At 63.6% G+C, this 23744-nt stretch carries 23 protein-coding genes; 13 read left to right on the forward strand and 10 right to left on the reverse strand.

All coding sequences use genetic code 11. The features are described from left to right. A partial coding sequence (locus tag JWM94_RS15870; protein WP_299429183.1) for a ParA family protein occupies positions 1 to 607 on the reverse strand: 607 nt, incomplete at its 3' end. Between the two features lie 156 nt (positions 608 to 763). Between JWM94_RS15870 and JWM94_RS15875 the strand changes: the two genes are divergently transcribed. Together JWM94_RS15875 and JWM94_RS15880 are read left to right on the forward strand one after the other, a co-directional pair. Beyond that, on the forward strand, positions 764 to 1816 hold the full coding sequence (locus JWM94_RS15875) for an SPOR domain-containing protein (RefSeq protein WP_367185902.1): 1053 nt from the start codon (positions 764 to 766) through the stop codon (positions 1814 to 1816). Positions 1817 to 1823: 7 nt separating this feature from the next. Further along, a complete protein-coding gene (locus JWM94_RS15880; RefSeq protein ID WP_299429185.1) occupies positions 1824 to 2180 on the forward strand; it encodes a glyoxalase superfamily protein in 357 nt (118 codons plus the stop codon). Here JWM94_RS15880 and serB read toward each other — a convergent pair. Next, a complete protein-coding gene (serB, locus tag JWM94_RS15885) occupies positions 2177 to 3049 on the reverse strand; it encodes a phosphoserine phosphatase SerB (RefSeq protein WP_299429227.1) in 873 nt (290 codons plus the stop codon). The genes JWM94_RS15880 and serB overlap by 4 nt on opposite strands. Here serB and miaA point away from each other — a divergent pair. The 8 genes from miaA (at position 3042) to JWM94_RS15925 (ending at position 11527) form a co-directional block, all read left to right on the forward strand. Then, complete coding sequence (miaA, locus tag JWM94_RS15890) at positions 3042 to 3965, forward strand: tRNA (adenosine(37)-N6)-dimethylallyltransferase MiaA (RefSeq protein ID WP_299429187.1); 924 nt, start codon at positions 3042 to 3044, stop codon at positions 3963 to 3965. The genes serB and miaA overlap by 8 nt on opposite strands. Positions 3966 to 4052: 87 nt before the next feature. Beyond that, positions 4053 to 5801 (forward strand): acetolactate synthase 3 large subunit, encoded by a 1749-nt coding sequence (locus JWM94_RS15895; protein WP_299429189.1) that lies wholly within the window; start codon positions 4053 to 4055, stop codon positions 5799 to 5801. Next, complete coding sequence (ilvN, locus tag JWM94_RS15900; RefSeq protein WP_299429191.1) at positions 5801 to 6316, forward strand: acetolactate synthase small subunit; 516 nt, start codon at positions 5801 to 5803, stop codon at positions 6314 to 6316. The genes JWM94_RS15895 and ilvN overlap by 1 nt, the downstream gene beginning before the upstream one ends. A 128-nt stretch (positions 6317 to 6444) precedes the next feature. Further along, positions 6445 to 7464 carry a ketol-acid reductoisomerase gene (gene ilvC / locus JWM94_RS15905; protein WP_299429193.1) on the forward strand — a complete coding sequence of 340 codons (1020 nt, stop codon included), beginning with the start codon at positions 6445 to 6447 and terminating at the stop codon, positions 7462 to 7464. Between the two features lie 120 nt (positions 7465 to 7584). Then, on the forward strand, positions 7585 to 8145 hold the full coding sequence (locus JWM94_RS15910) for a YceI family protein (RefSeq protein ID WP_367185903.1): 561 nt from the start codon (positions 7585 to 7587) through the stop codon (positions 8143 to 8145). Continuing rightward, complete coding sequence (locus tag JWM94_RS15915) at positions 8142 to 8753, forward strand: TMEM175 family protein (RefSeq protein WP_299429197.1); 612 nt, start codon at positions 8142 to 8144, stop codon at positions 8751 to 8753. Before JWM94_RS15910 ends, JWM94_RS15915 begins: the two co-directional genes overlap by 4 nt. A 174-nt stretch (positions 8754 to 8927) precedes the next feature. Then, on the forward strand, positions 8928 to 10592 hold the full coding sequence (gene leuA, locus JWM94_RS15920) for a 2-isopropylmalate synthase (protein WP_299429199.1): 1665 nt from the start codon (positions 8928 to 8930) through the stop codon (positions 10590 to 10592). 257 nt (positions 10593 to 10849) lie between these two features. Then, entirely contained in the window at positions 10850 to 11527 is a 678-nt protein-coding gene (locus JWM94_RS15925; RefSeq protein WP_299429201.1) for a Clp protease N-terminal domain-containing protein, read from the forward strand. A 269-nt stretch (positions 11528 to 11796) separates the two neighbouring features. Here the strand turns inward: JWM94_RS15925 and JWM94_RS15930 are convergent, their stop codons facing one another. The 5 genes from JWM94_RS15930 to folE are packed head-to-tail and all read right to left on the reverse strand — an operon-like array spanning position 11797 to position 14692. Beyond that, positions 11797 to 12324, reverse strand: coding sequence for a DUF1993 family protein (locus JWM94_RS15930; RefSeq protein ID WP_299429203.1), 528 nt, complete (start codon positions 12322 to 12324; stop codon positions 11797 to 11799). After that, a complete protein-coding gene (locus tag JWM94_RS15935; protein WP_299429205.1) occupies positions 12321 to 12932 on the reverse strand; it encodes a hypothetical protein in 612 nt (203 codons plus the stop codon). Before JWM94_RS15935 ends, JWM94_RS15930 begins: the two co-directional genes overlap by 4 nt. 2 nt (positions 12933 to 12934) lie before the next feature. Continuing rightward, positions 12935 to 13297, reverse strand: coding sequence for a dihydroneopterin aldolase (locus JWM94_RS15940; protein WP_299429207.1), 363 nt, complete (start codon positions 13295 to 13297; stop codon positions 12935 to 12937). Continuing rightward, on the reverse strand, positions 13290 to 14063 hold the full coding sequence (locus JWM94_RS15945) for an SDR family oxidoreductase (RefSeq protein WP_299429209.1): 774 nt from the start codon (positions 14061 to 14063) through the stop codon (positions 13290 to 13292). The genes JWM94_RS15940 and JWM94_RS15945 overlap by 8 nt, the downstream gene beginning before the upstream one ends. Then, on the reverse strand, positions 14060 to 14692 hold the full coding sequence (folE, locus tag JWM94_RS15950; protein WP_299429211.1) for a GTP cyclohydrolase I FolE: 633 nt from the start codon (positions 14690 to 14692) through the stop codon (positions 14060 to 14062). The genes JWM94_RS15945 and folE overlap by 4 nt, the downstream gene beginning before the upstream one ends. Before the next feature lie 234 nt (positions 14693 to 14926). Between folE and JWM94_RS15955 the strand changes: the two genes are divergently transcribed. Further along, a complete protein-coding gene (locus JWM94_RS15955; RefSeq protein WP_299429213.1) occupies positions 14927 to 17836 on the forward strand; it encodes a TonB-dependent receptor in 2910 nt (969 codons plus the stop codon). Between the two features lie 303 nt (positions 17837 to 18139). Then, the gene (locus tag JWM94_RS15960) at positions 18140 to 20719 is read left to right on the forward strand and encodes a TonB-dependent receptor (RefSeq protein WP_299429215.1); all 2580 of its coding nucleotides are present in this window, start codon (positions 18140 to 18142) and stop codon (positions 20717 to 20719) included. Between the two features lie 137 nt (positions 20720 to 20856). On the opposite strand, the gene fghA is transcribed toward JWM94_RS15960, so the two are convergent. The 3 genes from fghA to JWM94_RS15975 are packed head-to-tail and all read right to left on the reverse strand — an operon-like array spanning position 20857 to position 23198. Continuing rightward, positions 20857 to 21687, reverse strand: a complete 831-nt coding sequence (fghA, locus tag JWM94_RS15965) for an S-formylglutathione hydrolase (protein ID WP_299429217.1) — start codon at positions 21685 to 21687, stop codon at positions 20857 to 20859. Further along, entirely contained in the window at positions 21684 to 22064 is a 381-nt protein-coding gene (locus tag JWM94_RS15970) for a VOC family protein (protein WP_299429219.1), read from the reverse strand. Before JWM94_RS15970 ends, fghA begins: the two co-directional genes overlap by 4 nt. Before the next feature lie 21 nt (positions 22065 to 22085). Further along, the gene (locus JWM94_RS15975) at positions 22086 to 23198 is read right to left on the reverse strand and encodes an S-(hydroxymethyl)glutathione dehydrogenase/class III alcohol dehydrogenase (protein WP_299429221.1); all 1113 of its coding nucleotides are present in this window, start codon (positions 23196 to 23198) and stop codon (positions 22086 to 22088) included. A gap of 196 nt (positions 23199 to 23394) precedes the next feature. Between JWM94_RS15975 and JWM94_RS15980 the strand changes: the two genes are divergently transcribed. Beyond that, on the forward strand, positions 23395 to 23655 hold the full coding sequence (locus JWM94_RS15980) for an SWIB/MDM2 domain-containing protein (protein WP_299429223.1): 261 nt from the start codon (positions 23395 to 23397) through the stop codon (positions 23653 to 23655). Positions 23656 to 23744: the final 89 nt, after the last annotated feature.

Below are 23744 nucleotides of genomic sequence, written 5' to 3' on the forward strand. Positions count from 1 at the left end.
GGTCGGAGATGTACGTCCACAGCGCCCGGACCTCGCTGGCGGACTTGCCGTTGGGGTCGACCTCCATGACCGTGCGCCCGTCGATCATCGACGCGGCATAGTCGGTGCGCTGATGCAGCGTCACCGGCGCGACCGTGCCGTGCTGCGACAGCGCGACCGCGGCTTCGGATGTGATCTTGGCTTTCGGGGTGGCGCCGTTGACCACAAAGATCAAAGGCTTGCCGGCGCGTTCGCACAAATCGACCGTGGCACCGACGGCGCGAAGATCGTGCGGGCTGGGGCGGGTCGGGATGACGATCAGCTCGGCGACCTGGATCACGCTCTGGATCGCCATGGTGATGGCCGGCGGCGTGTCGATCACCGCCATCTTGAAGCCCTGCTGACGCAACACTTCGAGGTCGGCGGCGAGCCGTGCGACCGTGGTCTGGGCGAACGCCGGATATTCGTCCGATCGCTCGTTCCACCAGTCGGACAGCGACCCTTGCGGGTCGATATCGATCAGCACGACAGGGCCGGCGCCGGCGAGCTGTGCCTGCACCGCAAGATGCCCCGACAGCGTCGTCTTGCCCGAACCGCCCTTCTGCGATGCCATCGCGAGAACGCGCATTGATCCTGTAACTCCCCGCTATTCGATAGGCGGGGTGCCATGCCGGGACCTAAGAACAGGTTAACGGCGTGATATTCAGTAGGTGGGTCGAACAACGATTTCTTTGCCATTCCGGCGATACGGAGCGATACACCCCACAGGATGTAGCTGGGCGGGATGAGTAACATGCGAACGCTGATCGGCGCTGCGGCGCTTTCCCTTATCTTTATTGCTGGTGTGCCGGCGCTGGCCGACACCAAGGCCGGGGTCGATGCGTGGAACAAGGGCGACTATGCCACCGCCGTCGCCGAATGGCGCAAGGCGGCGATCGCCGGCGACGCCGACGCGCAGTTCAATCTGGCGCAGGCCTATAAATTGGGTCGCGGCGTGCCGGTCGATCTGCCGATGGCGGAAAGCTGGTACCGCAAGGCGGCGCTGCAGGGGCATCCGCAGGCTGAGGACAATTACGGTCTCGCACTGTTCCAGGACGGCAAGCGCGACCTGGCGGTGCCGTGGCTCGAGAAAGCCGTCGCGCGCGGCGAACCCCGCGCGCAGCTCGTACTCGGCACGATGCTGTTCAACGGCGACGGCGTGCCGCGCGACTGGGTGCGCGCGTATGCGCTGCTCCAGCGATCGTCGCAGGCGGGCTTGCCGCAAGGGTCGCAGACGCTCGCCGAGATGGACAAGTACATCCCCGACAACCAGCGCCAGGCCGGCATCGCGCTCGCGCGGCAATATGAGGCGCAGGCGGGACGGCCGAATTATCCGACCGAGGTCGCCGGCGGCAGCGGCGTGCCGCCGCGTCCCGGCATCGCGACGATCGACGTGCCGCCGAGCAGCCCCGGCGCGACTTATCCGGCGCCGGGCGGCAAGCCGCCCAAGGGCAAGCCCCCGGTAGCGATGGTCGCGCCGCCGCCCACCAGATATGTCCCGCGCCCGATCGCCGCGCCGCCGTCTCCGCCGCAGCCCGCACCGCCCAGGGTCGCTGCGCAGCCCAAGCCCGTCCCGGTCGCGACCGGCGGCGGCTGGCGCATCCAACTCGGCGCATTCGGCGACCCCAACAACGCGCGCAAGTTATGGAGCCAGGTGGGCGGGCGCTTTCCGGGACGCCAGCCGATCTACGTCAAGGCCGGTGCGCTGACGCGATTGCTGGTTGGGCCTTATGCGTCGAAGGGCGAGGCAGCGGGAGCGTGCGGCGCGGTCAAGCCGTGCGTGCCGGTCGCGCCCTGATCGACCGATGAATCGCTGGTACACACGTGCGATCGTGCCGGTCGCGGACGTCCACCAGTCGGTCGTTTTCTATGCGCGGCTAGGGTTTGGCGAAGACTGGCGCCATCCCGAGGCTAGCCAGTTGCTCGTCGCGCAAGTCTCGCGTCAGGGATGTGAGTTATTGCTGTCGTGCCAATGGCCGACGCGGAAAGGCCACAGCCTGACCTTCATCTCGCTCGACGACGACGAGATCGATGCGGTGCGTGCCGAGTTTGAACGCAACGGGGTCGAGGTGAGGGATGGCCATTGGGGATATCGCCTGATGATCGTCGAGGACCCGGACGGCAATCAGTTGCTCTTTCCGTATTCACAGGCGCGGAGTTAGCCCTCGGCCCACTCCCGCCGCGCATAACCCTGCGCGAACAGCAGCGCCGTCAGATCGCCCTGATCGATCCGCGCGCCCGCAGCGTCGGCGACGACCGGCTTGGCATGGTACGCGACCCCCAGCCCAGCTTGCGTGATCATCGCGAGGTCGTTGGCGCCGTCGCCGACCGCTAGCGTTTCCGCGCGTGCCAACCCCAGTTCGAGAACCGACTCCGACAGCGTCGCGAGCTTGGTCGCGGCATCGACGATTGGCTTGGCCACCGTGCCGGTCAGCTTACCGTCCGCTACCTCCAGCACGTTGGCGATCGCGCGGTCGAAGCCGATCTCGCGCGCGACCGGCTCGGCGAAACGGGTGAAACCGCCCGACACGAGGATCGCGGTCGCGCCGTGGGCGCGCATCGTGCGGATAAGCGCCTTGGCGCCGGGCATGATCCTGACCCGCTCGGCGAGGCAGCGGTCGATCACCGCCTCGTCCATCCCTTTCAACAACGCCACCCGCGCGTCGAGCGCCTGCCCGAAATCCATCTCGCCGCGCATCGCCGCTTCCGTTACCGCGGCGACCTCGGCCTTGATCCCGGCATAGTCGGCGAGCTCATCGATGCATTCGACGGTGATCATCGTCGAATCCATGTCGGCGACGATCAGCTTTTTGCGGCGATGCTCGACGGGCTGGGCGACGACGTCATAGCCCTGCCCCTCCAGCGCGGCGCGCGCGGCGCTGATATCACGACCGAATTGCAGGTCGCACGCCTCGCCCTCCTCGACCCAGATCTCGGCCACCGGCAGGCACCCCGCCGCGTCGAGCCGATCGCGCGCGGCGGACACCTCGCCCTGCGGCAGCGTGGCGGCTATCAGCGTCGCGATGAACAAGGACAACCTCCCGAAAGTGGCGCTCATCGCAGGGCCGACCGCGAGCGGCAAGTCCGCGCTCGCGCTGATGCTGGCGGAGAAGCACGGCGGGACGGTAATCAATGCGGACAGCGCGCAGGTCTATCGCGACTTGCGGATCGTCACCGCGCGGCCCTCCGCCGAGGAGGAGGCACGCGCACCGCACCGGCTGTTCGGGCATGTCGATCCCGCCGACACCGGCTATTCGGCGGCGCGCTGGGCGAGCGAGGCGCGCGACGCGATCGACGAGGCGGTCGAGACGGGCAGCTTGCCGATCCTGGTCGGGGGCACCGGGCTGTATCTGCGCACGTTGATCGACGGGATAGCGCCGGTGCCGGAGATCGACCCGGCGATCCGAGCCGAGGTGCGGGCGATGCCGGTCGCCAATACCTATGCCGCGCTCATCGGCGCCGACCCCGAGCAAGCCGACAAACTCAACCCAACCGACACCACCCGCGTCGCCCGCGCGCTCGAGGTCATCCGCTCGACCGGGCGCTCGATCGCCGACTGGCGGCGCGAGCGCGTCGGCGGGATCGGCGATCGGATCGATCTTCGCGCGCTGATCCTGCTCCCACCGCGCGACTGGCTCGCCGAGCGGATCGACCGGCGCTTCGCCGCGATGGTCGATGACGGCGCGATGGCCGAGGTCGCCGCGCTGACCGCGCGCGAGGACGTGCCGCTCGACGCCCCGATCCGCCGCGCGATCGGCTTGCCCGAACTCGCCGCCGCCGCTTTGGGTACGATTACGCTGGCCGATGCGATCGAGCGCGCGAGCCTCGCCACGCGCCAATACGCCAAGCGGCAGTATACGTGGTTCCGCAACCAACCGCCTGCGGACTGGACAAGAACGGCCGAGACAGATAATTTCACCAGACTTCATCAAATAGACATAAAATGATTCTAATGATGGTTGACGCGTAGTTTTCATACCTCTAGAGCGCCGCGACCGCATTTATGTTGCGTGTGCGAACAAAGGAGCCCTGTCGTGGCCGAGAAGAGTGGAGCCGATATCCTGATCGAGGCGCTGTGCGATCTCGGCGTGGAGGTCGTGTTCGGCTATCCCGGCGGCGCGGTGCTCCCGATCTACGACGCTTTGTTCAAGCAGAAGCGGATCCGCCACATTCTCGTCCGCCACGAGCAGGCCGCAACGCATGCCGCGGAGGGCTATGCCCGCTCGACCGGCAAGCCCGGCGTGGTGCTCGTCACCAGCGGCCCCGGCGCGACCAACGCGGTCACCGGGATCACCGATGCGCTGATGGATTCGATCCCGATGGTCGTCATCACCGGGCAGGTGCCGACCGCGCTGATCGGCACCGATGCCTTCCAGGAGGCCGACACCGTCGGCATCACGCGCCACTGCACCAAGCACAATTATCTGGTGAAGGACCCGGTGCGGCTCGGCGCGACGATCCATGAGGCGTTCCATATCGCTACCTCGGGCCGCCCGGGGCCGGTCGTCGTGGACATTCCGAAGGACGTGCAGGTCGCGACCGCCAAATACACAAAGCCCGGCCCGATCCAGCACAAGACCTATCGCCCGCAGGTCAAGGCCGACCCGGCGCTGATCGAGCAAGTCGTCGACATGCTCGCCGCGGCCGAGCGGCCGATCTTCTATACCGGCGGCGGGATCATCAATTCGGGGCCCGGCGCGTCGCAATTGCTGCGCGAGTTGGCCAAGATCACCGGTGCGCCGGTCACCTCGACCTTGATGGGGCTCGGCGCCTTCCCCGCTTCCGACGACCAATGGCTCGGCATGCTCGGGATGCACGGCACCTACGAAGCCAATTGGGCGATGAACCAGGCAGACCTGATCGTCGCGCTCGGCGCGCGGTTCGACGATCGCGTGACCGGACGGCTCGACGCCTTCGCGCCCAACGCGCGCAAGGTGCATGTCGATATCGACCGGTCGAGCATCAACAAGACGGTGCGGATCGACCTTGCGGTGGTGGCGGACGTCGGCCACGCGCTCGAGGACATGGTCCGCGTGTGGAAATCGCGCCAGCATCCCAGGCCCGACACCGCCGAATGGTGGCGCCGGATTCATGGCTGGCGCGCGGTCAAGTGCCTCGATTTCCCGGAGAGCGATCCCAAGGCGATCATGCCGCAACGCGCGGTCCGCGCACTGTGGGAGGCGACGCACAAGCAGTCGCCGATTATCACTACCGAAGTCGGCCAGCACCAGATGTGGGCCGCGCAGCATTTCGGGTTCGAAGCGCCGAACAAATGGCTGACGTCGGGCGGGCTCGGCACGATGGGCTACGGCTTGCCCGCGGCGATCGGCGCGCAGCTCGGCAACCCCAACGCGCTGGTCATCGACATCGCCGGCGAAGCATCAATCCAGATGAACATCCAGGAACTGGCGACCGCGACGCAATACCGTCTGCCGGTCAAGATATTCATCCTCAACAACGAATATATGGGCATGGTCCGCCAGTGGCAGGAACTGACCTACGAAAGCCGCTATTCGTCGAGCTACAGCGACGCGCTGCCCGATTTCGTCAAGCTGGCCGAGGCGTATGGCTGGAAAGGCATCCGCATCGACACGCGCGACCAGCTCGACGATGGTATCGCCGATATGCTGGCCTATGACGGCCCGGTGATGATCGATTGCCGCGTGTCACAACTGGCGAATTGCTTCCCGATGATTCCGTCGGGCGCTTCACACACCGAAATGATCCTCCAGGCCAACGAAGTCTCGGGCACGATGGACGACGAGGCGAAGGCGCTGGTGTGATGCGAATCAAGGAAGAAGCCACCGAACGCCACACGCTGGCGGTAATCGTCGACAACGAGCCGGGTATCCTGGCGCGGATCGCCGGGCTGTTCACCGCGCGCGGCTACAATATCGAGAGCCTGACGGTCAGCGAGATCACTGAGGACAAATCGGTCAGCCGCATCACCATCGTCACCTCCGCTTCCCCGCACGTGCTCGAGCAGATCGTCGCGCAGCTCGACCGGCTGGTGCCCGTCCACAAGGTCAGCGACCTCACCGCCGAGGGCGCGCATGTCGAGCGCGAGCTGGCGCTGGTCAAGGTGCGCGGGACCGGCGATCACCGGATCGAGGCGTTGCGGCTGGCCGACGTGTACCGTGCCCGCGTGGTCGATGCGACGACGTCGAGCTTCGTGTTCGAAGTGACCGGCGGGACCGAAAAGATCGACAAGTTCGTCGAGCTGATGCGCGAAGTCGGCCTGATCGAAGTCGCGCGGACGGGCATCGTCGCGATATCGCGGGGCAAGGAAGCGGCCTAAACGCAGTCACAATATAACCGTCACCCCGGCCTTGTGCCGAGGTCCACCGCGCCCCAAGCTCAAACGCTCGCGGCTCCGTGGATGCCGGGACAAGCCCGGCATGACGACAGCACTAAAGGGAGCCTATTATGCGTGTCTATTATGATCGCGACGCCGATCTGAACCTGATCACCGACAAGAAGATCGCGATCGTCGGCTATGGCTCGCAGGGCCATGCCCATGCCCAGAACCTCCGCGACAGCGGCGTCAAGGACGTCGCGATCGCGCTGCGCGAAGGATCGGCCACCGCGAAGAAGGCGCAAGACGCGGGCTTCAAGGTGCTGTCGAACAAGGATGCCGCAGCCTGGGCGGACATCGTGATGTTCCTAGCCCCCGACGAGCATCAGGCGGCGATCTATGCCGACGATTATCACGCCAACATGAAACAGGGCGCCGCGATCGCGTTTGCGCACGGACTCAACGTGCATTTCGGGCTGATCGAGCCCCGCGCCGATCTGGACGTCATCATGATCGCGCCCAAGGGGCCTGGCCACACCGTGCGGAGCGAGTACGTCAAGGGCGGCGGCGTGCCGTGCCTGATCGCGGTCGAGCGGGACGCCAGCGGCAATGCGCACGACGTCGCGCTGGCTTATGCGTCGGGCGTCGGCGGCGGGCGATCGGGGATCATTGAGACCAATTTCCGTGAGGAATGCGAAACCGATTTGTTCGGCGAACAAGCGGTGCTGTGCGGCGGCATCACCCACTTGATCCAGGCCGGATTCGAGACGCTCACCGAGGCCGGCTACGCCCCCGAAATGGCCTATTTCGAGTGCCTCCACGAGACCAAGCTGATCGTCGACCTGCTGTACGAAGGCGGCATCGCCAACATGCGCTATTCGATCAGCAACACAGCCGAGTACGGCGACATCGTCACCGGCCCGCGGATCATCACCGACGAAACCAAAGCCGAGATGAAGCGCGTGCTCGCCGACATCCAGTCGGGGCGGTTCGTCAAGAATTTCGTCCTCGACAACCGCGCGGGGCAACCCGAACTCAAGGCAAGCCGCAAGGCAGCCGCCGCGCACCCGATCGAAAAGGTCGGTGCCGAGCTGCGCGCGATGATGCCGTGGATCGGCGCGAACAAGCTGGTGGACAAGGAGCGCAACTAGCCACTCAAGGGCGAGGCGGTTAGAAACGGTCGCATAACAATCCGCAGGAGATGGATGATGCGCCGCTTAGCCCCCCTCGCCCTTTTGTCCGCTGTTATCGCCGTCCACGTCGTCGCGCAAATGACGATGCCGACCAAGGCGCCCGGCACGCCCAATCCCGCAGTGGTGACCAAGGGCACCTACAAGATCGATCCCGACCATACGCAGGTGGTCTTTACGGTAAATCGCCTGGGCTTCACCGAATATAGCGGGTTGTTCAACAGCCCGACCGGGACATTGGTGCTCGATCCCAAGGCGCCCGCATCGTCCAAGGTCGAGGTGTCGTTTCCAATCGCAAAGGTGCGGACCACATCGCCCGAACTCGATGCAGGCCTGCAGGCCGCCGATTTCTTCGATTCCGCGAAATTCCCCAATGCGACGTTCGTATCGACCAAGGTCGTCGCGGCGGGCAGCAACGCGACGATCACCGGCAATTTGACCATTCACGGGGTTACCCGGCTGGTGGTGCTCAAGGCGCGTTTCGTGGGCGCCGGGCGCGAATTCTGGGGCGACAAGAAGATCGCGTTCGGGTTCGCCGCGACGACAAGCATCAAGCGCAGCGAGTTCGGGCTGTCGAATAGCATCCCGCTGGTCTCCGACCGCGTCGACCTGACGATCAACGCCGGGTTCGAGGCACAGTGAGCGACGGCGAGGACGAGCGCGAGGGCAAGCCCGGCGTCGGTCGGGTCGAGGCGTTTTCCGACGGCGTTCTCGCGATCATCATCACGATCATGGTGCTCGAACTGAAGGCGCCGGAGGAACCGGGGCTCGACCATTTGTGGCGGATGTGGCCGATCTTTTCAGCCTACGCGCTCAGCTTCGCCTATGTCGGCATTTACTGGGTCAATCATCACCGGCTGTTCAGCCACGCCAAACGGGTCACCAATTCGCTGGTGTGGTTCAACCTATTCCTGCTGTTCGCGCTGTCGCTGATCCCATTCTCGACCGCGTACCTTGGCACCCAGCATTTCAGCCGCGACGCAACCTTGGTGTATCTGGCGACCATGCTGTTCCCGGCCTTGGCCTATACCCCTTTGCAGCATGTCATTCGCGCCACTGGCACCAAGTCCGAGATCGGGGAGACATACCATCGCCAGACGATGCGCAAGGGGATCGTGGCGACCGCAATCTACATCGTCGGCGTTCCGCTGACATTCGTCTCTCCGTGGCTGGGGATCGGCTGCGCAATGCTGGTGGCCATATTGTGGTTCCTGCCACACAGCCCGATCGACGATTGGTTCGGCGACTAGATACTGGACTTTGTTAACCATCGCGGGCTAACGCTATTCGCAAGATGACGATCGAGCTCCTTTCGCTGCTTCGACTTACGCGCCCTTAGGCGCGGTTCATCACTTGCGTGCCCGCGACGGCGCGCATCGCGCTTAAGGGCCTGACCCTACCCGCCGACCGAAGCGAGAAGAGCCATGCTGCGCGATCCATCGACCAAGTACCGCCCGTTTCCGACGATCGACCTGCCCGACCGGCAATGGCCGTCGCGGCGCATCACCAGGCCGCCGATCTGGCTGTCCACTGACATGCGCGACGGTAACCAGGCATTGATCGACCCGATGGACGCGGAGAAAAAGACCCGCTTCTTCGACCTGATCGTCAAGACCGGGATCAAGGAAGTCGAGGTCGGCTTCCCCGCATCAGGCGCGACCGATTTCGATTATATCCAGAACCTCGTCCGCTCGGGTCGCATCCCCGCCGACGTGACGCCGCAAGTGCTGACGCAATCGCGCCGCGACCTGATCGAGACGACGTTCGAGAGCTTGCGCGGCGCGCCCAGGGCGATCGTTCACCTCTACAACGCGGTGTCGCCGGCGTGGCGCAAGATCGTGTTCGGCATGTCGAAGGACGAAATCCGCCAGATCGCGATCGACGGCGCGAAAATCCTGCGCGACTGCGCCGCCGCCCAGCCCGACACCGACTGGCGGTTCGAATATTCGCCCGAGACCTTCTCCACCGCCGAGGTCGATTTCTCGGTCGAGGTGTGCGCGGCGGTGATGGACGTGCTCCAGCCGACGCCAGACAAGCCGATCGTCTTCAACCTGCCCGCTACCGTCGAATGCGCGACGCCCAACGTCTATGCCGACCAGATCGAGCTGTTCGGGCGAATGATCCCCAATCGCGACGCGGTCATTATCAGCCTGCACACGCACAACGACCGCGGCACCGGGGTCGCGGCGGCGGAACTGGGGCTGATGGCGGGCGCGGACCGGGTCGAGGGCTGCCTGCTCGGTAACGGCGAGCGCACCGGCAATTGCGACCTCGTGACGGTCGCGCTCAACATGTATACGCAGGGCGTCGATCCGGGGCTCGACCTGTCGGACATCGACGGGCTGATCAAGACGGTCGAATATTGCACCAGCCTGCCGGTCCATCCGCGCCACGCCTATGCCGGCGAGTTGGTCTACACTTCGTTCTCGGGGTCGCATCAAGACGCGATCAAGAAGGGTTTCACTGCGCGCGAGCGGCAGAACGACGATTTCTGGGAAATCCCGTACCTCCCGATCGACCCCGCCGATCTCGGCCGCAGCTACGAAGCGGTGATCCGGGTCAATTCGCAGTCGGGCAAGGGCGGCGTCGCCTGGGTGCTCGAACAGGACAAGGGGTTGCGCCTGCCCAAGCGGCTCCAGGCTGATTTCTCACGCCACGTCCAAGGGCTGGCCGACGCAGCTGCCCGCGAGCTCAATGCCGACGACATCTGGCGGCTATTCGAACGCACCTATCTGGCGGGCGACTGGGACCGGATGACGCTGCAAGCCTATGACGAAACGCGCGCGCTCAACGGCGACCGCATCTTCGCCGGGAGCATCGCGGAGGGCGGCGCGGTCAAATCGGCCAGCGGGCGCGGCAACGGGCTGATTTCGAGCGTACTCGCGGGCATCCGCGAGGGATTCGGGATCGAGCTTGAGGTGGTCGATTATGTCGAGCACGCGATCGGCCACGGCACCGACGTCCAGGCCGCCGCCTATGTCGAATGCCGAACAGCCGGCGGTAGCACGGTGTGGGGGGTCGGCATCGACGAAGACGTCGCCACTGCGAGCGTGCGGGCGGTGCTATCGGCGGCAAACCGAGCGGACTGAGCCGCGCCGGATGCCGTAGAGGCGGACTGTCTGGAAACGACGATTTACTGCCGTCAATTAGGACACGAACCATAGGCCCGGCAATTGACATGAAACCATGCCTTAGATACGCCGAGAGCGGTTGATACGACCTGCTGCTTGCGCCCTCTGGGTACGGTGAACGTATCGCGGCCTTTTAGAGCCCCTTTGCCCGAACGAACGGGTCAGCAACGCAAGCTCCTGACACCCTCAAATTCGTTCAAGCAAGGGACAAAGTCATGCGCGACTTTCGCGACGCCAAAGCCATGGCGAATACAATCCGTGCAACCCTCGCCGACGAAGGCATCAAAATCACCGTCAGTCAAAGCCTTGAACTAACTGCGAAGGCGTTCGGCTTGGCGGACTGGAATACGATGTCCGCAGCGATTAACACGGGCGCCGACACCCCACGACAACATCCTATCGCCACGCCATTCGTACCCGCTGAAAGCACTTCAGCTACCGAACGCGTCGGCTTCTCGGCCAACCTCGAAACGACATTAAATCGAGCCCTTGCCGACGCTAAACACCGAAACCACGAGCGGATGACGCTGGAGCATTTGCTTCTTGCGCTCATCGACGACAGCGATGCTTCGGCCGTGTTAAAGGGCTGCCAAGTTGACCTCGAGATCCTGAAGAAGGCGCTGTCCGAATACCTCGACAAGGAGCCAAAGCTTGAGGCGGGTTCTGAACCAGGGCCAAGCTATGGCTTCCAACGCGTGATCCAGCGGGCGGTGATGCATGTTGGGTTTTCAGGGCGCCAATCGGTGACGGCCGCCAATGCTCTTGTGGCCCTATTCTCGGAGCAAGAAAGTCAAGCCGTACGCCTGCTCAATGAGCAGGCGATGACCCGGTCCGATGCAGTGAATTTCATCGCTCACGGCGCGGTCAAGGGCAGTGGAGACGCCGCCGCATAGGCGTTTGATCCGGCATCCATCTGTCCGCGAGCGCTCGCTCGCGGACAGATGGATGCCGGATTGATTGCAGAGTGAGGAACGATGCCGCTGGTAACGTTGGATTTTCGGAGTCATCGTCCCGACCGGCTCTTTCTCATTGTCGGTTCGACTCACCGCTTTCCCCGTCGATGGAGAACAGCCATGGTCACTGCGAACATTGGGAACATTCGCCGGCCAGCCACCGCCGGCGAACACGCCGATAGCGTCAACCTAGTGTCAACTTAGCCGACTCAGGCCGGCATCTTCAGCCGCGGGCGCCCCATGAAATCGCGCTTGCCCAGCTTCACGCCCTTCCAGCGCAGGATGTCGTACGCCGTCGTCGCGTGAAAATAGAAATTGGGCTGCGAGAAGGAGAGGAGAAACTCCTCCGCGGTGAACGGCATGCGGAACTCGCCCATCTCGAACCGCATGTCGTGCCCGACGAAACCGTTGACCTCGTCGGGTGTCAGCGCCTCGACCTCGGCCAGCGCGCTTTTGACCGCGGCGCGAAGCCCTTCGAACGTCGTCGGCCACGGGCTCATGTCGGGCGAGAACACGCCAGCCCGCACACCCTCGATCGCGCCGATCGAATGTGCCGCGCAGGATTTCACCTGATATCCGAACGGCAGCATGTCGTCCGCCAGCTTGGCCGCGAGCAGGTCGCCGGGGTCGGTGCCGGTGTCGGCGCAATGCGCCTCGGCCTTGTCGAGCAACCCTGCGACCGCGCCGAGGATCTGCACGTAATTCGGCACGATCGCCGCGTAGAGCGATAGGGTCATGTTTCTCTCCTTGATGTCAGTCGATGAAAGACCATCGTGCCGGGCGTCATTGGGCGCTTATCGGGGGATGTATTGTTCCACACCGCCGGAAAGCTGCCGATGCGCAGGTCGTCGCCCGCCACCCAGGCGCGCTCGTAAAGCTGCACGCCGACCGCCGGGAAGGTGAAAGGCGCGCAGTACCGCCCCTCGACACCTCGCGGGACGCCGATCTGCCAGCCGCCGCCCATCCCGCATCCCGACGTGTCGTTGGCATTGTAGGTCGTCACCACGTCGGGCGCGTCCGCGGTCATCGTCACCGCCAGCACGACGTGATCGAAATCGATCGCACCATCGGCGGCGATTGCGGTGCGGACGATCTCGCCGCGATAGGCGGTGCCGACGGTTGCAGTGTCGCACGTGTTGTGCGCGTATATCTGCGTGGTCGCGGTCAGCGCCCTGCCCTTCACCTCCAGCCGCGTGATGAAACCGTGGCGACCGTTCTTGCCGATCGGTCGGCAATCGGTCTTCCACACGCCTTCGAGCGGCGATGGCGGCAAGCGTTTCGCGGCCAGCGGCGTCGCGCCGATAGGTAGCCCCAGCACGAGTAAGGCAGCGATCGTTCGCTTCATCCTCACCCTTCCCTCACCCGGGTAATTTCACAGCCGATCTGCGCATCCGGATAGATGTCGGGCTTGGTCGAACTGACCGTGACTTGCACCACACGGCGGTCGGCGAGGCACAGCGCGGCGACGCGCTCGCACAACACCTCCTGCAGCATGATGTGCTCGCCCGCTGCGATCGCGTGAATGCCTTCGCGCACATGGTCGTAATCGACCACCGCGTCGATCCGATCTTCGGGCGGTGCGGGATAGCGGCACGTCATCGCGACCGAGACGAGCACGCGTTGCGGCGCGGCGAGTTCCCCGGGATGGATGCCGAGGCCGATCATCACTTCGAGCGAGTCGAGCCGGATCGTGTAGGCCGCGTCACCCATCGCGGCGGCCGGGGGTCGAGAACATTACGTCGCCGTCGCGTTTGAGGAAGCGCTGGCCGTTATCGACGAACAGATTGTGGCCGGTGATCGCCGGGGCGGTCAGCAGATACTCGACGGCACGGGCAATCTCATCGACCGGCACCGGCCGGCGCAGCACGTTCTCGCTCGCCACCGCGGTGAACTCCGCATCGCTCTGATCCCCGCTCGGCAGCGTCAGGCCGGGCGACACCGCATTGACGCGGACGCGCGGCGCCAGCGCATGGGCGAGCATCGTCGTCGCGCCTTCGAGCGCTATCTTGGTGCACGTGTAGCTGAAGAAATCCGGGTTGAGGTTGGCGACTTTCTGATCGAGCAAATTGACCACCGCGCCGTCGCTCAGCCCCTCCTGCTTCGCCAGTTCGCACGCGAGGGCGACCGGCGCCGACAAGTTGATGCTCGTCAGCCGCGACAGCAACGCCGGATCGAACTCCGGCGGCCGGTCGAATTCGAACACCGACGCGCAATTGACCAGCCCGTCGATCGGCCCATTCATAGCGTTGCGCGCGGCGCTGAAGATCGCCGCAGCCGAGTCCAGATCGGCAAGATCGCCCGTCACCGTCGCGACGTGTTCACCCGACAAATCGAGTTCCTCCGCCAGCGCCGCCGCATCGTCGTCGTGCTGATGATGGTGATGGATCACCACGCGGTGCCCCGCCCTCGCTAGCGCGCGCACGATCGCCGCACCGATCCGACGCGATCCACCCGTGACGAGGACGGTACGCGTCACGCCTTGCCCTGCATGTCCATCAGCGCCAGCACCTCGCGGCGGCTGCGTTCGTCGTCGCGGAACACGCCCATCATGCGGCTGGTGACCATGCCGACGCCTGGCGTGCGCACGCCGCGCGCGGTCATGCAGGCGTGCGTCGCCTCGATCACCACTGCGACACCCTGAGGCTTCAAATTGTCCCAAATACAATCGGCGACTTCGGCGGTCAGCCGTTCCTGCACTTGCAGCCGTCGCGCAAACCCGTGCAGCACCCGCGCCAGCTTCGAGATGCCGACGACATGGTTCTTGGGCAGGTACGCGATGTGCGCGCGGCCGATGATCGGCGCCATGTGGTGCTCGCAATGCGACTGGAACGGAATGTCCTTGAGCAGCACGATGTCGTCATACCCGCCGACTTCCTCGAACACGCGCGCCAGATGCCGCGCGGGATCGTCGCCATAGCCGGCGCAATATTCCTTCCAGGCGCGCGCGACGCGCAGGGGCGTATCGCGCAGCCCTTCGCGCTCCGGCTGGTCGCCGGCCCAGCGAATCAAGGTTTTGACCGCTGCCGCCACGTCGTCGGGGACCGGAATCTTCGGCGAGGAGGCGACCAGATCGCCGTCGTTCAAATCGTCTTCGTGTTCGCTCATTTCGGTCCGTTCATGCCTTTGCCAGTTTGACGCTACGACAGAGGCCGCGCGGTCGTCGTCGGTCACCGGCTTCCGACTGTTTCCTTTGTGCAACAGGCGCCGAAAGCCGCAACTTTTAGAGCCTCTAGCTTATTGACGACGCAAGTTTAAGCCTCCTAGATTTGGAATGTTGGGTATGAAAAATCGCGCCATCCGGCACAAGACCGGGGCGTCTGCATGAGGGGATGTTTTGCTATGAAGAAATTCGAGCTTCTCGCCGCGTCTGCAATTGCCTTGCTGTCGGCGACGCCGGCCTTCGCACAGACCACGCCGCCACAGGATCAGGCGGCCACAACCAGCAGCCCTGCGCCGCAAGCGAACGATGACAGCCAGATCGGCGACATCGTCATCACCGCGCAGCGTCAGTCGGAAAGCCTGCAGACCGTCCCAATCGCGGTGTCGGCATTCAGCGCCGAGGCGCTCAAAGAGCAGCAGATCAATACCACCAGCGACCTTCAGCTGACGCTGCCGAACATCACCTTCACCAAGAGCAACTTCACCTCGTCGTCGTCGTTCAACATTCGCGGCATCGGCGACTTGTGCGTCGGTGTCACGTGCGACGCGGCGACCGCGATCCACGTCAACGACGTGCCGGTGATCGCGTCGCCGATCTTCCAGAACGAATATTTCGACATGGAGCGCGTCGAAGTGCTGCGCGGGCCGCAGGGCACGCTGTTCGGCCGCAACGCGACCGGCGGCGTGATCAACTTCATCACTGCGAAGCCCGACCTTTCGGGGATCGGTGCGTCCGGCGACATCGAATACGGCAATTACGACAGCTTCCGCATCAAGGGCATGATCAACATTCCCATTGGCGACATATTCGGCGTGCGCGTAGCAGGTTATTACCTGAAGCGTGACGGCTTCACCCGGAACCTCTTCACCAACACCAACATCGACGGACGCGACCAATACGACATCCGCGCGTCGATCCGGTTCCAGCCGACCGCGAACACCACGCTCGACATCGTCGGCCATTATTTCAAGGAAAACGACGACCGCTCGCGCATCCAGAAACAGTTGTGCCACCGTGACCCGACCGGCGTGCTCGGCTGCCTTCCCGATCGCCTGGGCACCGACACACTCAACGGCAATGCCAGCTTCGCGGCGACTTTGACCTCGACCGAGTTCCTGCGGATCGCCTTCGCCGGCACGCCGCTCGCGGCGGTCGGCCCGACCTTCGCGCTGGGCAGCGTGTACGGCCCCGACACCTATTCCGGCTTCGTCAACCCGAGCGACGTGCGCACGGTCAACATCGACTCGCTGCCGCGGTTCAAGACCAATGAAAAACAGGTGCTGGTCAACCTGGTCCAGGATTTCGGCAACATCACGCTGAAGCTCGACGGTGGCTATACCGAGGGATCGACCGACTCCACGGTCGATTACAACCTGGCCATCGAAAACGCCTACGCCACCAACGCCGGCCTCAACACCTTCAATGCCGTTGCCGGCAGCGGCGCGCTCGGTGCCGGCTTCCTGGCCGCGCGCAACGCTTTGTTGCCGAGCGGCAGCACGAGCAACGTCTGCATGTCGACTGCGGAGCCGACCGGAACCGGCGTGTTCGGCGGTCATTTCGTGTGCGGGCCGCGCAGCCTCGACTTCGACCGCTCGACCGGTTCGGCGAGCCAATATTACGGCGAAGGCATCCTGAGCAGCAAGTTCGACGGCAAGTTCAACTTCCTGCTCGGGGCTGGCTATCTGCGGTATCACCTCACCGAGAACAGCTATTACGTCAATTCGTTCGCGCTCGACTATGCGTCGGTGCTGTTCGGCGGCGGCTCCGGCTATTCGGCGACGCCGTTCTACCGGAACAACACCGACGACTATCTGCTGAAATCGTATGGCATTTTCGGCGAAGCCTATGTCAACTTCACCAATCGGGTGAAGCTGACGCTCGGCGCGCGCTACAACCATGATGACAAGCATGTTGAGGCGCGGACCACGCTGTTGACCGGGGTGGTCGTCCCGTTCAACACGACCAACGTCTACACCTCGCCGGCCTTCGCCAATTTCGACGCCGACCCGACGCGCACCGGGATCCAGCCGCTCGCGATCAACGACGTGTCGTTCAGCCGGCTGACCGGCCGCGCGGTGCTCGACTGGCAGATTACTGACCGCAACCTGGTCTACGCATCCTATTCGCGCGGTTACAAATCGGGCGGCATCAACCCGCCGCTGACCCCGGTGTTCGCGGTGCCGGTCGGGTTCAATCCCGAAAGCGTCAACGCCTTCGAAATCGGATCGAAGAACACCTTCCTCGACGGTACGCTGCGCCTCAACCTGACGGCTTTTTATTATCAGTACAAACAGTTGCAGCTGAGCCGCATCGTCGCGCGCACGTCCGTCAACGACAATGTCGATGCCGACATTTACGGCCTTGAAGCGGAAGCGATCATCAAGCCGACGCGCGATCTGCTGTTCAACCTCAACGCCAGCTATCTCCATACCAAGGTGACCACCGACAAGTTCCTGGCGAACACGCAGGATCCATCAGGCGGCCGCGCCGATGCGGTGATCATCAAGGATCTGCAATTCGGCAACAATTGCGCGGTCGTCTCCAACGCCGGGGTGGCGGCGCAGTCGAACGGCTTCGTCACCGCGGTCAATGCCGGGCTCGGGCTGCAGGGACCCACGGCCATTCCGGGCACCAATACGACCGGCGCTTTCAGCCTGTGCTCGGTGCTGACCGCGAATGCGACCGCGGCATCGGGCGTCTCGGTGCTGCCCGAGGGCGTGAAGACCAATATTCGCGGCAACGAACTGCCGCAGTCGCCGCACTACAAATTCTCGGCCGGGGTCCAATACACCGCGGAGTTCGGCGACTGGAGCCTCGTCCCGCGGGTCGACCTGACCTATACCGGCGGCTATTACGGCAGCATCTTCAACAAGAACATCAACCGCATCCAGGGCTATGAAGTGATCAACGCCCAGATCCAGCTGAACGGGCCGAAGGATCGCTTCTACCTCCGCGCCTTCGTCCAGAATCTGACCGATAACAGCGCCATTACCGGCCTGTACGTCACCGATCAGTCGTCGGGCCTGTTCACCAACGCGTTCACGCTCGAACCGCGCCGCTATGGCATCGCGGCCGGGTTCAAGTTCTGACTGACGCCTTGGGGGCCGAGCAAGGCGGTCCCGGCACCTCGAAATCGAAAAAAGGCCCCGGAAATTTCTCCGGGGTCTTTTTTCTTGGCTACCGTGACCTGAAAGCCATGACGCTACGGAAAAGGCGGCATCCGGCGCCTTGACAGTGTGTCTTGCGCCGCATCGTGCGACCCACACCGCCCGAAAACGGGTCGGTGCGAAGGGGACGGCCATTGACGGCGCAACTTCAAGCCTCCTAGGCATTGCCCACTAAGGTTGGAAACCACGCCAAACGGCACAAGACCGGTGGCACTTGCAGAGGGGATGTTACCCGTGAAGAAATTCGAGCTTCTCGCCGCGTCGGCCATCGCGCTGATCGCCACCGTTCCGGCCGCCGCGCAAACCGCGCCGGCACCCGCACCCGCCGCCGCCCCGCAGGGTGCGCAGGACGACAATACCTCGTCCGACAACGACATCGTCATCACCGCGACCAAGCGCGCGCAGACGTTGCAGGACACGCCGATCTCGGTCGCGGTCGCCACCGCCGCACAGATCGAGCGTTCGCAAGTCCGTGACCTGATCGACCTGCAGACGCTGGTCCCGTCGCTCAAGGTCGGCCAGTTGCAAAGCTCGGCCAACACCAACTTCATCATCCGCGGCTTCGGCAACGGCGCCAACAATATCGGCATCGAACCGTCGGTCGCGGTATTCATCGACGGCGTGTACCGGTCGCGCTCGTCCGCGCAGATCGGCGATCTGCCCAACATCCAGCGCGTCGAAGTACTGCGCGGACCGCAATCGACCCTGTTCGGCAAGAACGCATCGGCCGGCGTCATCAGCATCGTCACCGAAGTGCCGAAGTTCGAATTCGGCGGCAGCGCCGAGGCGAGCTACGGCAATTACAACGCGGTCGTGCTGAAGGCCGACATCACCGGCCCGATCACGAAGACGGTCGCGTTCAGCCTGGCCGGCAATTACAACAAGCGCGACGGCTACGCGAATTACGTCAACCTCGGCATCAAGGGCAACAACCGCAACCGCTACGGCGTGCGTGCGCAATTGCTGTTCGAGCCGAGCTCGGACTTCAAGATCCGGCTGATCGGCGATTATGATCGGATCGACGAAATTTGCTGCACGGTGGCCAATCTGTTCGCCGGCCCGACCGCCGCCGCAATCAAGGCACCGCCGATCAACGGCCAGATCAACTCGAACCAGCGTTTTTCATACAATAGCTACGCGAATTTCCCGTCGGTCACGAAAATCGACAATTACGGCTTCTCGGGCCAGATCGACTATGCCGTGACCAACCAGCTCGCGCTGACCAGCATCAGTTCGTATCGCCGGGTCAAGACCTACACCAACGCTGATTCGGACTTCACCAGCGCCGACCTGATCGGCTCGAACCAGCTGACTACGAAGGTCGATACCTACACGCAGGAACTGCGGCTGGCCTCGAGCTTCGACGGGCCGTTCAACTTCCTGATCGGTGGCTTCTATTTCAAGGAAGACATCCAGAGCGACGGATCGCTGACGTTCGGCAACAATTTCAAGGCCTATGCCAACGCGCTGAGCGGCGGCGCCTATAGTGGCAATGAAACGCTGATCCGCGCGCTGGCCGGTCTGCCCGCATCGACCCCGGCGACCGCATTCGGTGCGGCGGGCCAGGGTCGCTTCGAGCATTATAAATATGCCGACAATGCCTATTCGATCTTCGGCCAGGTCGATCTTGAGCCGGTCAAGGGCCTGACATTCACCGCCGGGTTCAACTACACCAACGATCGCAAGGCGGTGCGGACCAACGACAGCACCACCGACGTCTTCTCAGGCATCGACCTTGTTCAGGTCGGCTACAACTACGCGGTCACCCCCGTGGCGTTCGGCGGTTTGGGGCTGCCCGACGCCAATGCCCGCGCTTTCGCGGGCAGCGCGAGCAACCCGTTCCTGGGGCTACGCCCGCTGCAGTTCCTGCCGCCGTTCCTCAACTATCCCAACGCGGTCGAAAACGGCAAAACGCACGACGACAATCTATCGTACACCTTGCGCGTTGCTTACAAGTTCAACCGCAACATCAACGCTTATGCGAGCTACGCGACGGGCTTCAAGGCGTCGTCGTTCAACCTGTCGTTCGACAGCCGCCCCTTCGCTAGTACGTTCATCCCGGGGTCGCCGTTCCAGTCGCCGGCGCCGGCCGCATCGCCGATTCGCACTGCTGGATTGGCGGTGAACAATTTGACCGCCGGCACGCGCTATGCGGGACCGGAAAAGGCGCAAGTCTATGAAGTCGGCCTGAAGGGCAATTTCGAAGGCTTCGGGATCAACATCGCGGTGTTCAAGCAGATCCTGAAGGGTTTCCAGAGCAACGTGTTCCAGGGCACGGGCTTCGTGCTCGCCAACGCCGAGCAGGAATCGACCAAGGGCGTCGAAATGGACGCGACGATGTCACCGACCAAGAATTTGCAATTCACCGCGTCGCTGACCTACCTCGATCCGAAATATGACAAGTTCACCGGCGGATCGTCGTTCAATCCGGCGACCAACACCGTCGTGCCGACCAACCTGACCGGCGCTACACCGTCGGGGATTTCGAAGTTCTCGGTCGCGGTCGGCGGCACGTACACCGTGCCGTTCGGCGACGCGCAAGCGGTGATCTTCCATGTCGATTTCGCGCATGACAGCGCGTTCAAGATCGCACAGGGGCTGCCATACAAGGCGTCGCCGGAATCGCTCAACGCGTCGATCGCTTTCCAGGTGATTAAGGGTCTCGAGCTCAGCGTCTGGGGCCGCAATCTCAGCGAGCCGAAGTACAATCCGGTGATCTTCCCTGGCGTGGCGCAGAGCGGCACGTTGTCGGCCTATCCGAGCCCGCCGCGCACGTACGGTCTCGATGCCCGCTTCAAGTTCTGATGCGGGCGGGCGGCGATTTGCGGAAGCAAATCGCGGACTCGCTACGGCGGGCAGCGAGGCTGCGTAGCAGTCTCGTCTGACGGCGTGGCGGAACGAACGAGGAAAAGGCCCCGGCGATCCGTTCGCCGGGGCTTTTTCTATGCCAGCCGCGCGGCGTGCCAGGCGATGTGATCGGCGATGAAGCTCGCGATGAAATAGTAGCTGTGGTCGTAACCCGGCTGCATCCTGAGCGTCAGGTCGATCCCGGCGACATGGCAGGCGTCGGCCAGCAATTGCGGCTTGAGTTGTTCGGTCAGGAACTGGTCAGCGTCGCCCTGATCGACCAGGATTTCCGGCACATGTGCGCCTTTCTCGATCAGTGCGCAGGCGTCATAGGCTCGCCAGGCTGTCCGATCGGCACCGAGATAGCCGGTCAGCGCCTTGTCGCCCCACGGGCAATACAGCGGTGAGACAATCGGCGCGAAGGCGGACACGCTCCCGAATCGCTCCGGATTGCGCAACGCGACGGTCAGCGCGCCGTGGCCGCCCATCGAATGGCCGGTGATCCCCTGTCGGCCCATGTCCGCCGCAAAGCTTGCCGCGATCAGCGTGGGCAGTTCGCTCTCGATATAGGATCGCATCTGGTAGTTGGCCGACCACGGCGCTTCGGTCGCATCGACGTAGAAGCCCGCGCCCTTGCCGAAATCATAGCCGTCGTCATCGGGCACGTCGTCGCCGCGTGGGCTCGTGTCGGGCGCGATCAGGATCAGGCCGTGCTCGGCTGCGGCGCGCTGCGCGCCCGCCTTGGTGACGAAGTTCTCCTCGGTGCAGGTCAACCCGGCGAGAAACCACAAGACCGGGAACGGCCCCTCCCCCGGCGGCACGAACACCGCGAAGCGCATTGGCGTACCGGTTGCGGTCGATTGGTGGCGATAGATACCCTGGACGCCGCCGAAGCAGCGTTGCTCCGACAGCGTCTCCAGCGTCATGCCGGCATGCGGTGCAACGCGCAGAGCTTGTTGCCGTCGGGATCGCGCAGATAGGCGAGATACAGATCCATGCCCGACCCGCTGCGCACGCCGGGCGGATCCTCGATCGCGGTGCCGCCGTTGGCGACACCGGCCTGATGCCAAGCGTCGGCCTGCTCGGGCGTCATCGCAAAGCCGATCGTGCAGCCGTTACCGTGCGTCGCGGGCTGCCCGTCGATCGGCGGCGTGACCAGAAACATGCTGCCATTATAGGCATAGATCAATCGGCCCTTGTCGTCCTTGCGGGCGGGCCTGCCGCCCATGGCGATGAACGTTGCGTCGTAGAATTTCTTGCTGCGGTCGATGTCGTTCGACCCGACCATCATGTGGCTGAACATATTTCCTCTCCCTTATGTGATTCAGTAGACGACGACGCTGCGGATGCTTTCGCCCGCATGCATCAGGTCGAAGCCCTTGTTGATTTCGTCGAGCGTCAGAACATGCGTGATCATCGGGTCGATCGCGATCTTGCCCTGCATATACCAGTCGACGATCTTGGGCACGTCGGTGCGGCCCTTGGCGCCGCCGAACGCCGTCCCGCGCCAATTGCGCCCAGTGACCAGCTGGAATGGCCGCGTCGCGATTTCCTTGCCCGCTTCGGCCACACCGATGATGATGCTGGTGCCCCAGCCGCGGTGGCACGCTTCGAGCGCGGTGCGCATCACCTCGGTATTGCCGGTGCAATCGAACGTGAAGTCCGCGCCGCCGTCGGTCAACGCCAGGATTTCGGCGATCGTGTCCTCGCGCGACTTGCCGCGCGCGTCGATGAAGTCGGTCATGCCGAACTGGCGACCCCATGCTTCGCGGTCGGGATTGATGTCGACGCCGACAATCCGCCCCGCGCCCGCGAGCCGCGCACCCTGCAGCACGTTGAGCCCGATCCCGCCGAGCCCGAACACCACAACATTGTCGCCGACTTGCACCTTGGCGGTGTTGACCACCGCGCCGACCCCCGTGGTGACGCCGCACCCGATATAACAACTGGTCTGGAACGGCGCGTCCTCGCGAATCTTCGCGACCGCGATTTCGGGCAAAACGGTAAAGTTCGAGAAGGTCGAGCAGCCCATGTAATGAAAAATCGGCTGATTTTTATACGAAAAGCGGCTCGTCCCGTCGGGCATCACGCCCTTGCCCTGGGTGGCGCGGATCGCGGTGCAGAGGTTGGTCTTGCCACTGAGGCAAGACTTACACTGGCGGCATTCGGGCGTGTAGAGCGGGATAACGTGATCGCCGGGCGCGACGCTAGTCACGCCGACGCCGATCTCGCGCACGATTCCGGCGCCTTCATGTCCCAGGATCGACGGAAATAATCCTTCCGAATCAAGACCATCAAGCGTGTAAGCATCGGTATGGCAAATGCCCGTCGCCATGATCTCGACCAGCACTTCACCCGGCTTCGGCCCGTCCAGATCGAGCTCGACAATCTCCAGCGGTTTCTTGGCTTCGAATGCGACGGCAGCGCGCGTTTTCATGGACACTCCTATAAGCTGGCGCCCGCTTCTAGGCACTCGGCGTTCGCGCGCCAATCGGGTCACCACCGGATAGGATAGAAAACCTGCATGCTAAGGCGTGACAAGCGCAAAAAGGCAGCGCACAAGGAGGGGCGCTCTTATTGAGGCGTAATGAGTCTAGGCCGCTCAAGCGGTCAAACGAACAGGAAGGAATGCAATGGCTACTGCACCCAAGACTGGCGGCATCCACGCGCCCGTCACCCCGTCGCCCGAACTCGCGGCGATCGTCGGCTCGGCGCCGCTGCCGCGCAGCCAGGTGATCTCCAAGGTGTGGGACCACATCAAGAAGAACAACCTCCAGAATCCCGCCAACAAGCGCGAGATCCTGGCGGACGACAAGCTGAAGAAGGTCTTCGGTGTCGACAAATGCTCGATGTTCGAAATGAACAAGCACATTTCGAAGCACGTCAAGGCGTAAGCCCAACGTTGAATTGAGCCGATCGGGGGTGCCGGGTGGCGCCCCCGAAAGGAACAACAAATATCATCTACGACTCATGAAGTGCCGGA

This window comes from Sphingomonas bacterium (assembly GCF_028289855.1).
Lineage (GTDB): Bacteria > Pseudomonadota > Alphaproteobacteria > Sphingomonadales > Sphingomonadaceae > Sphingomonas.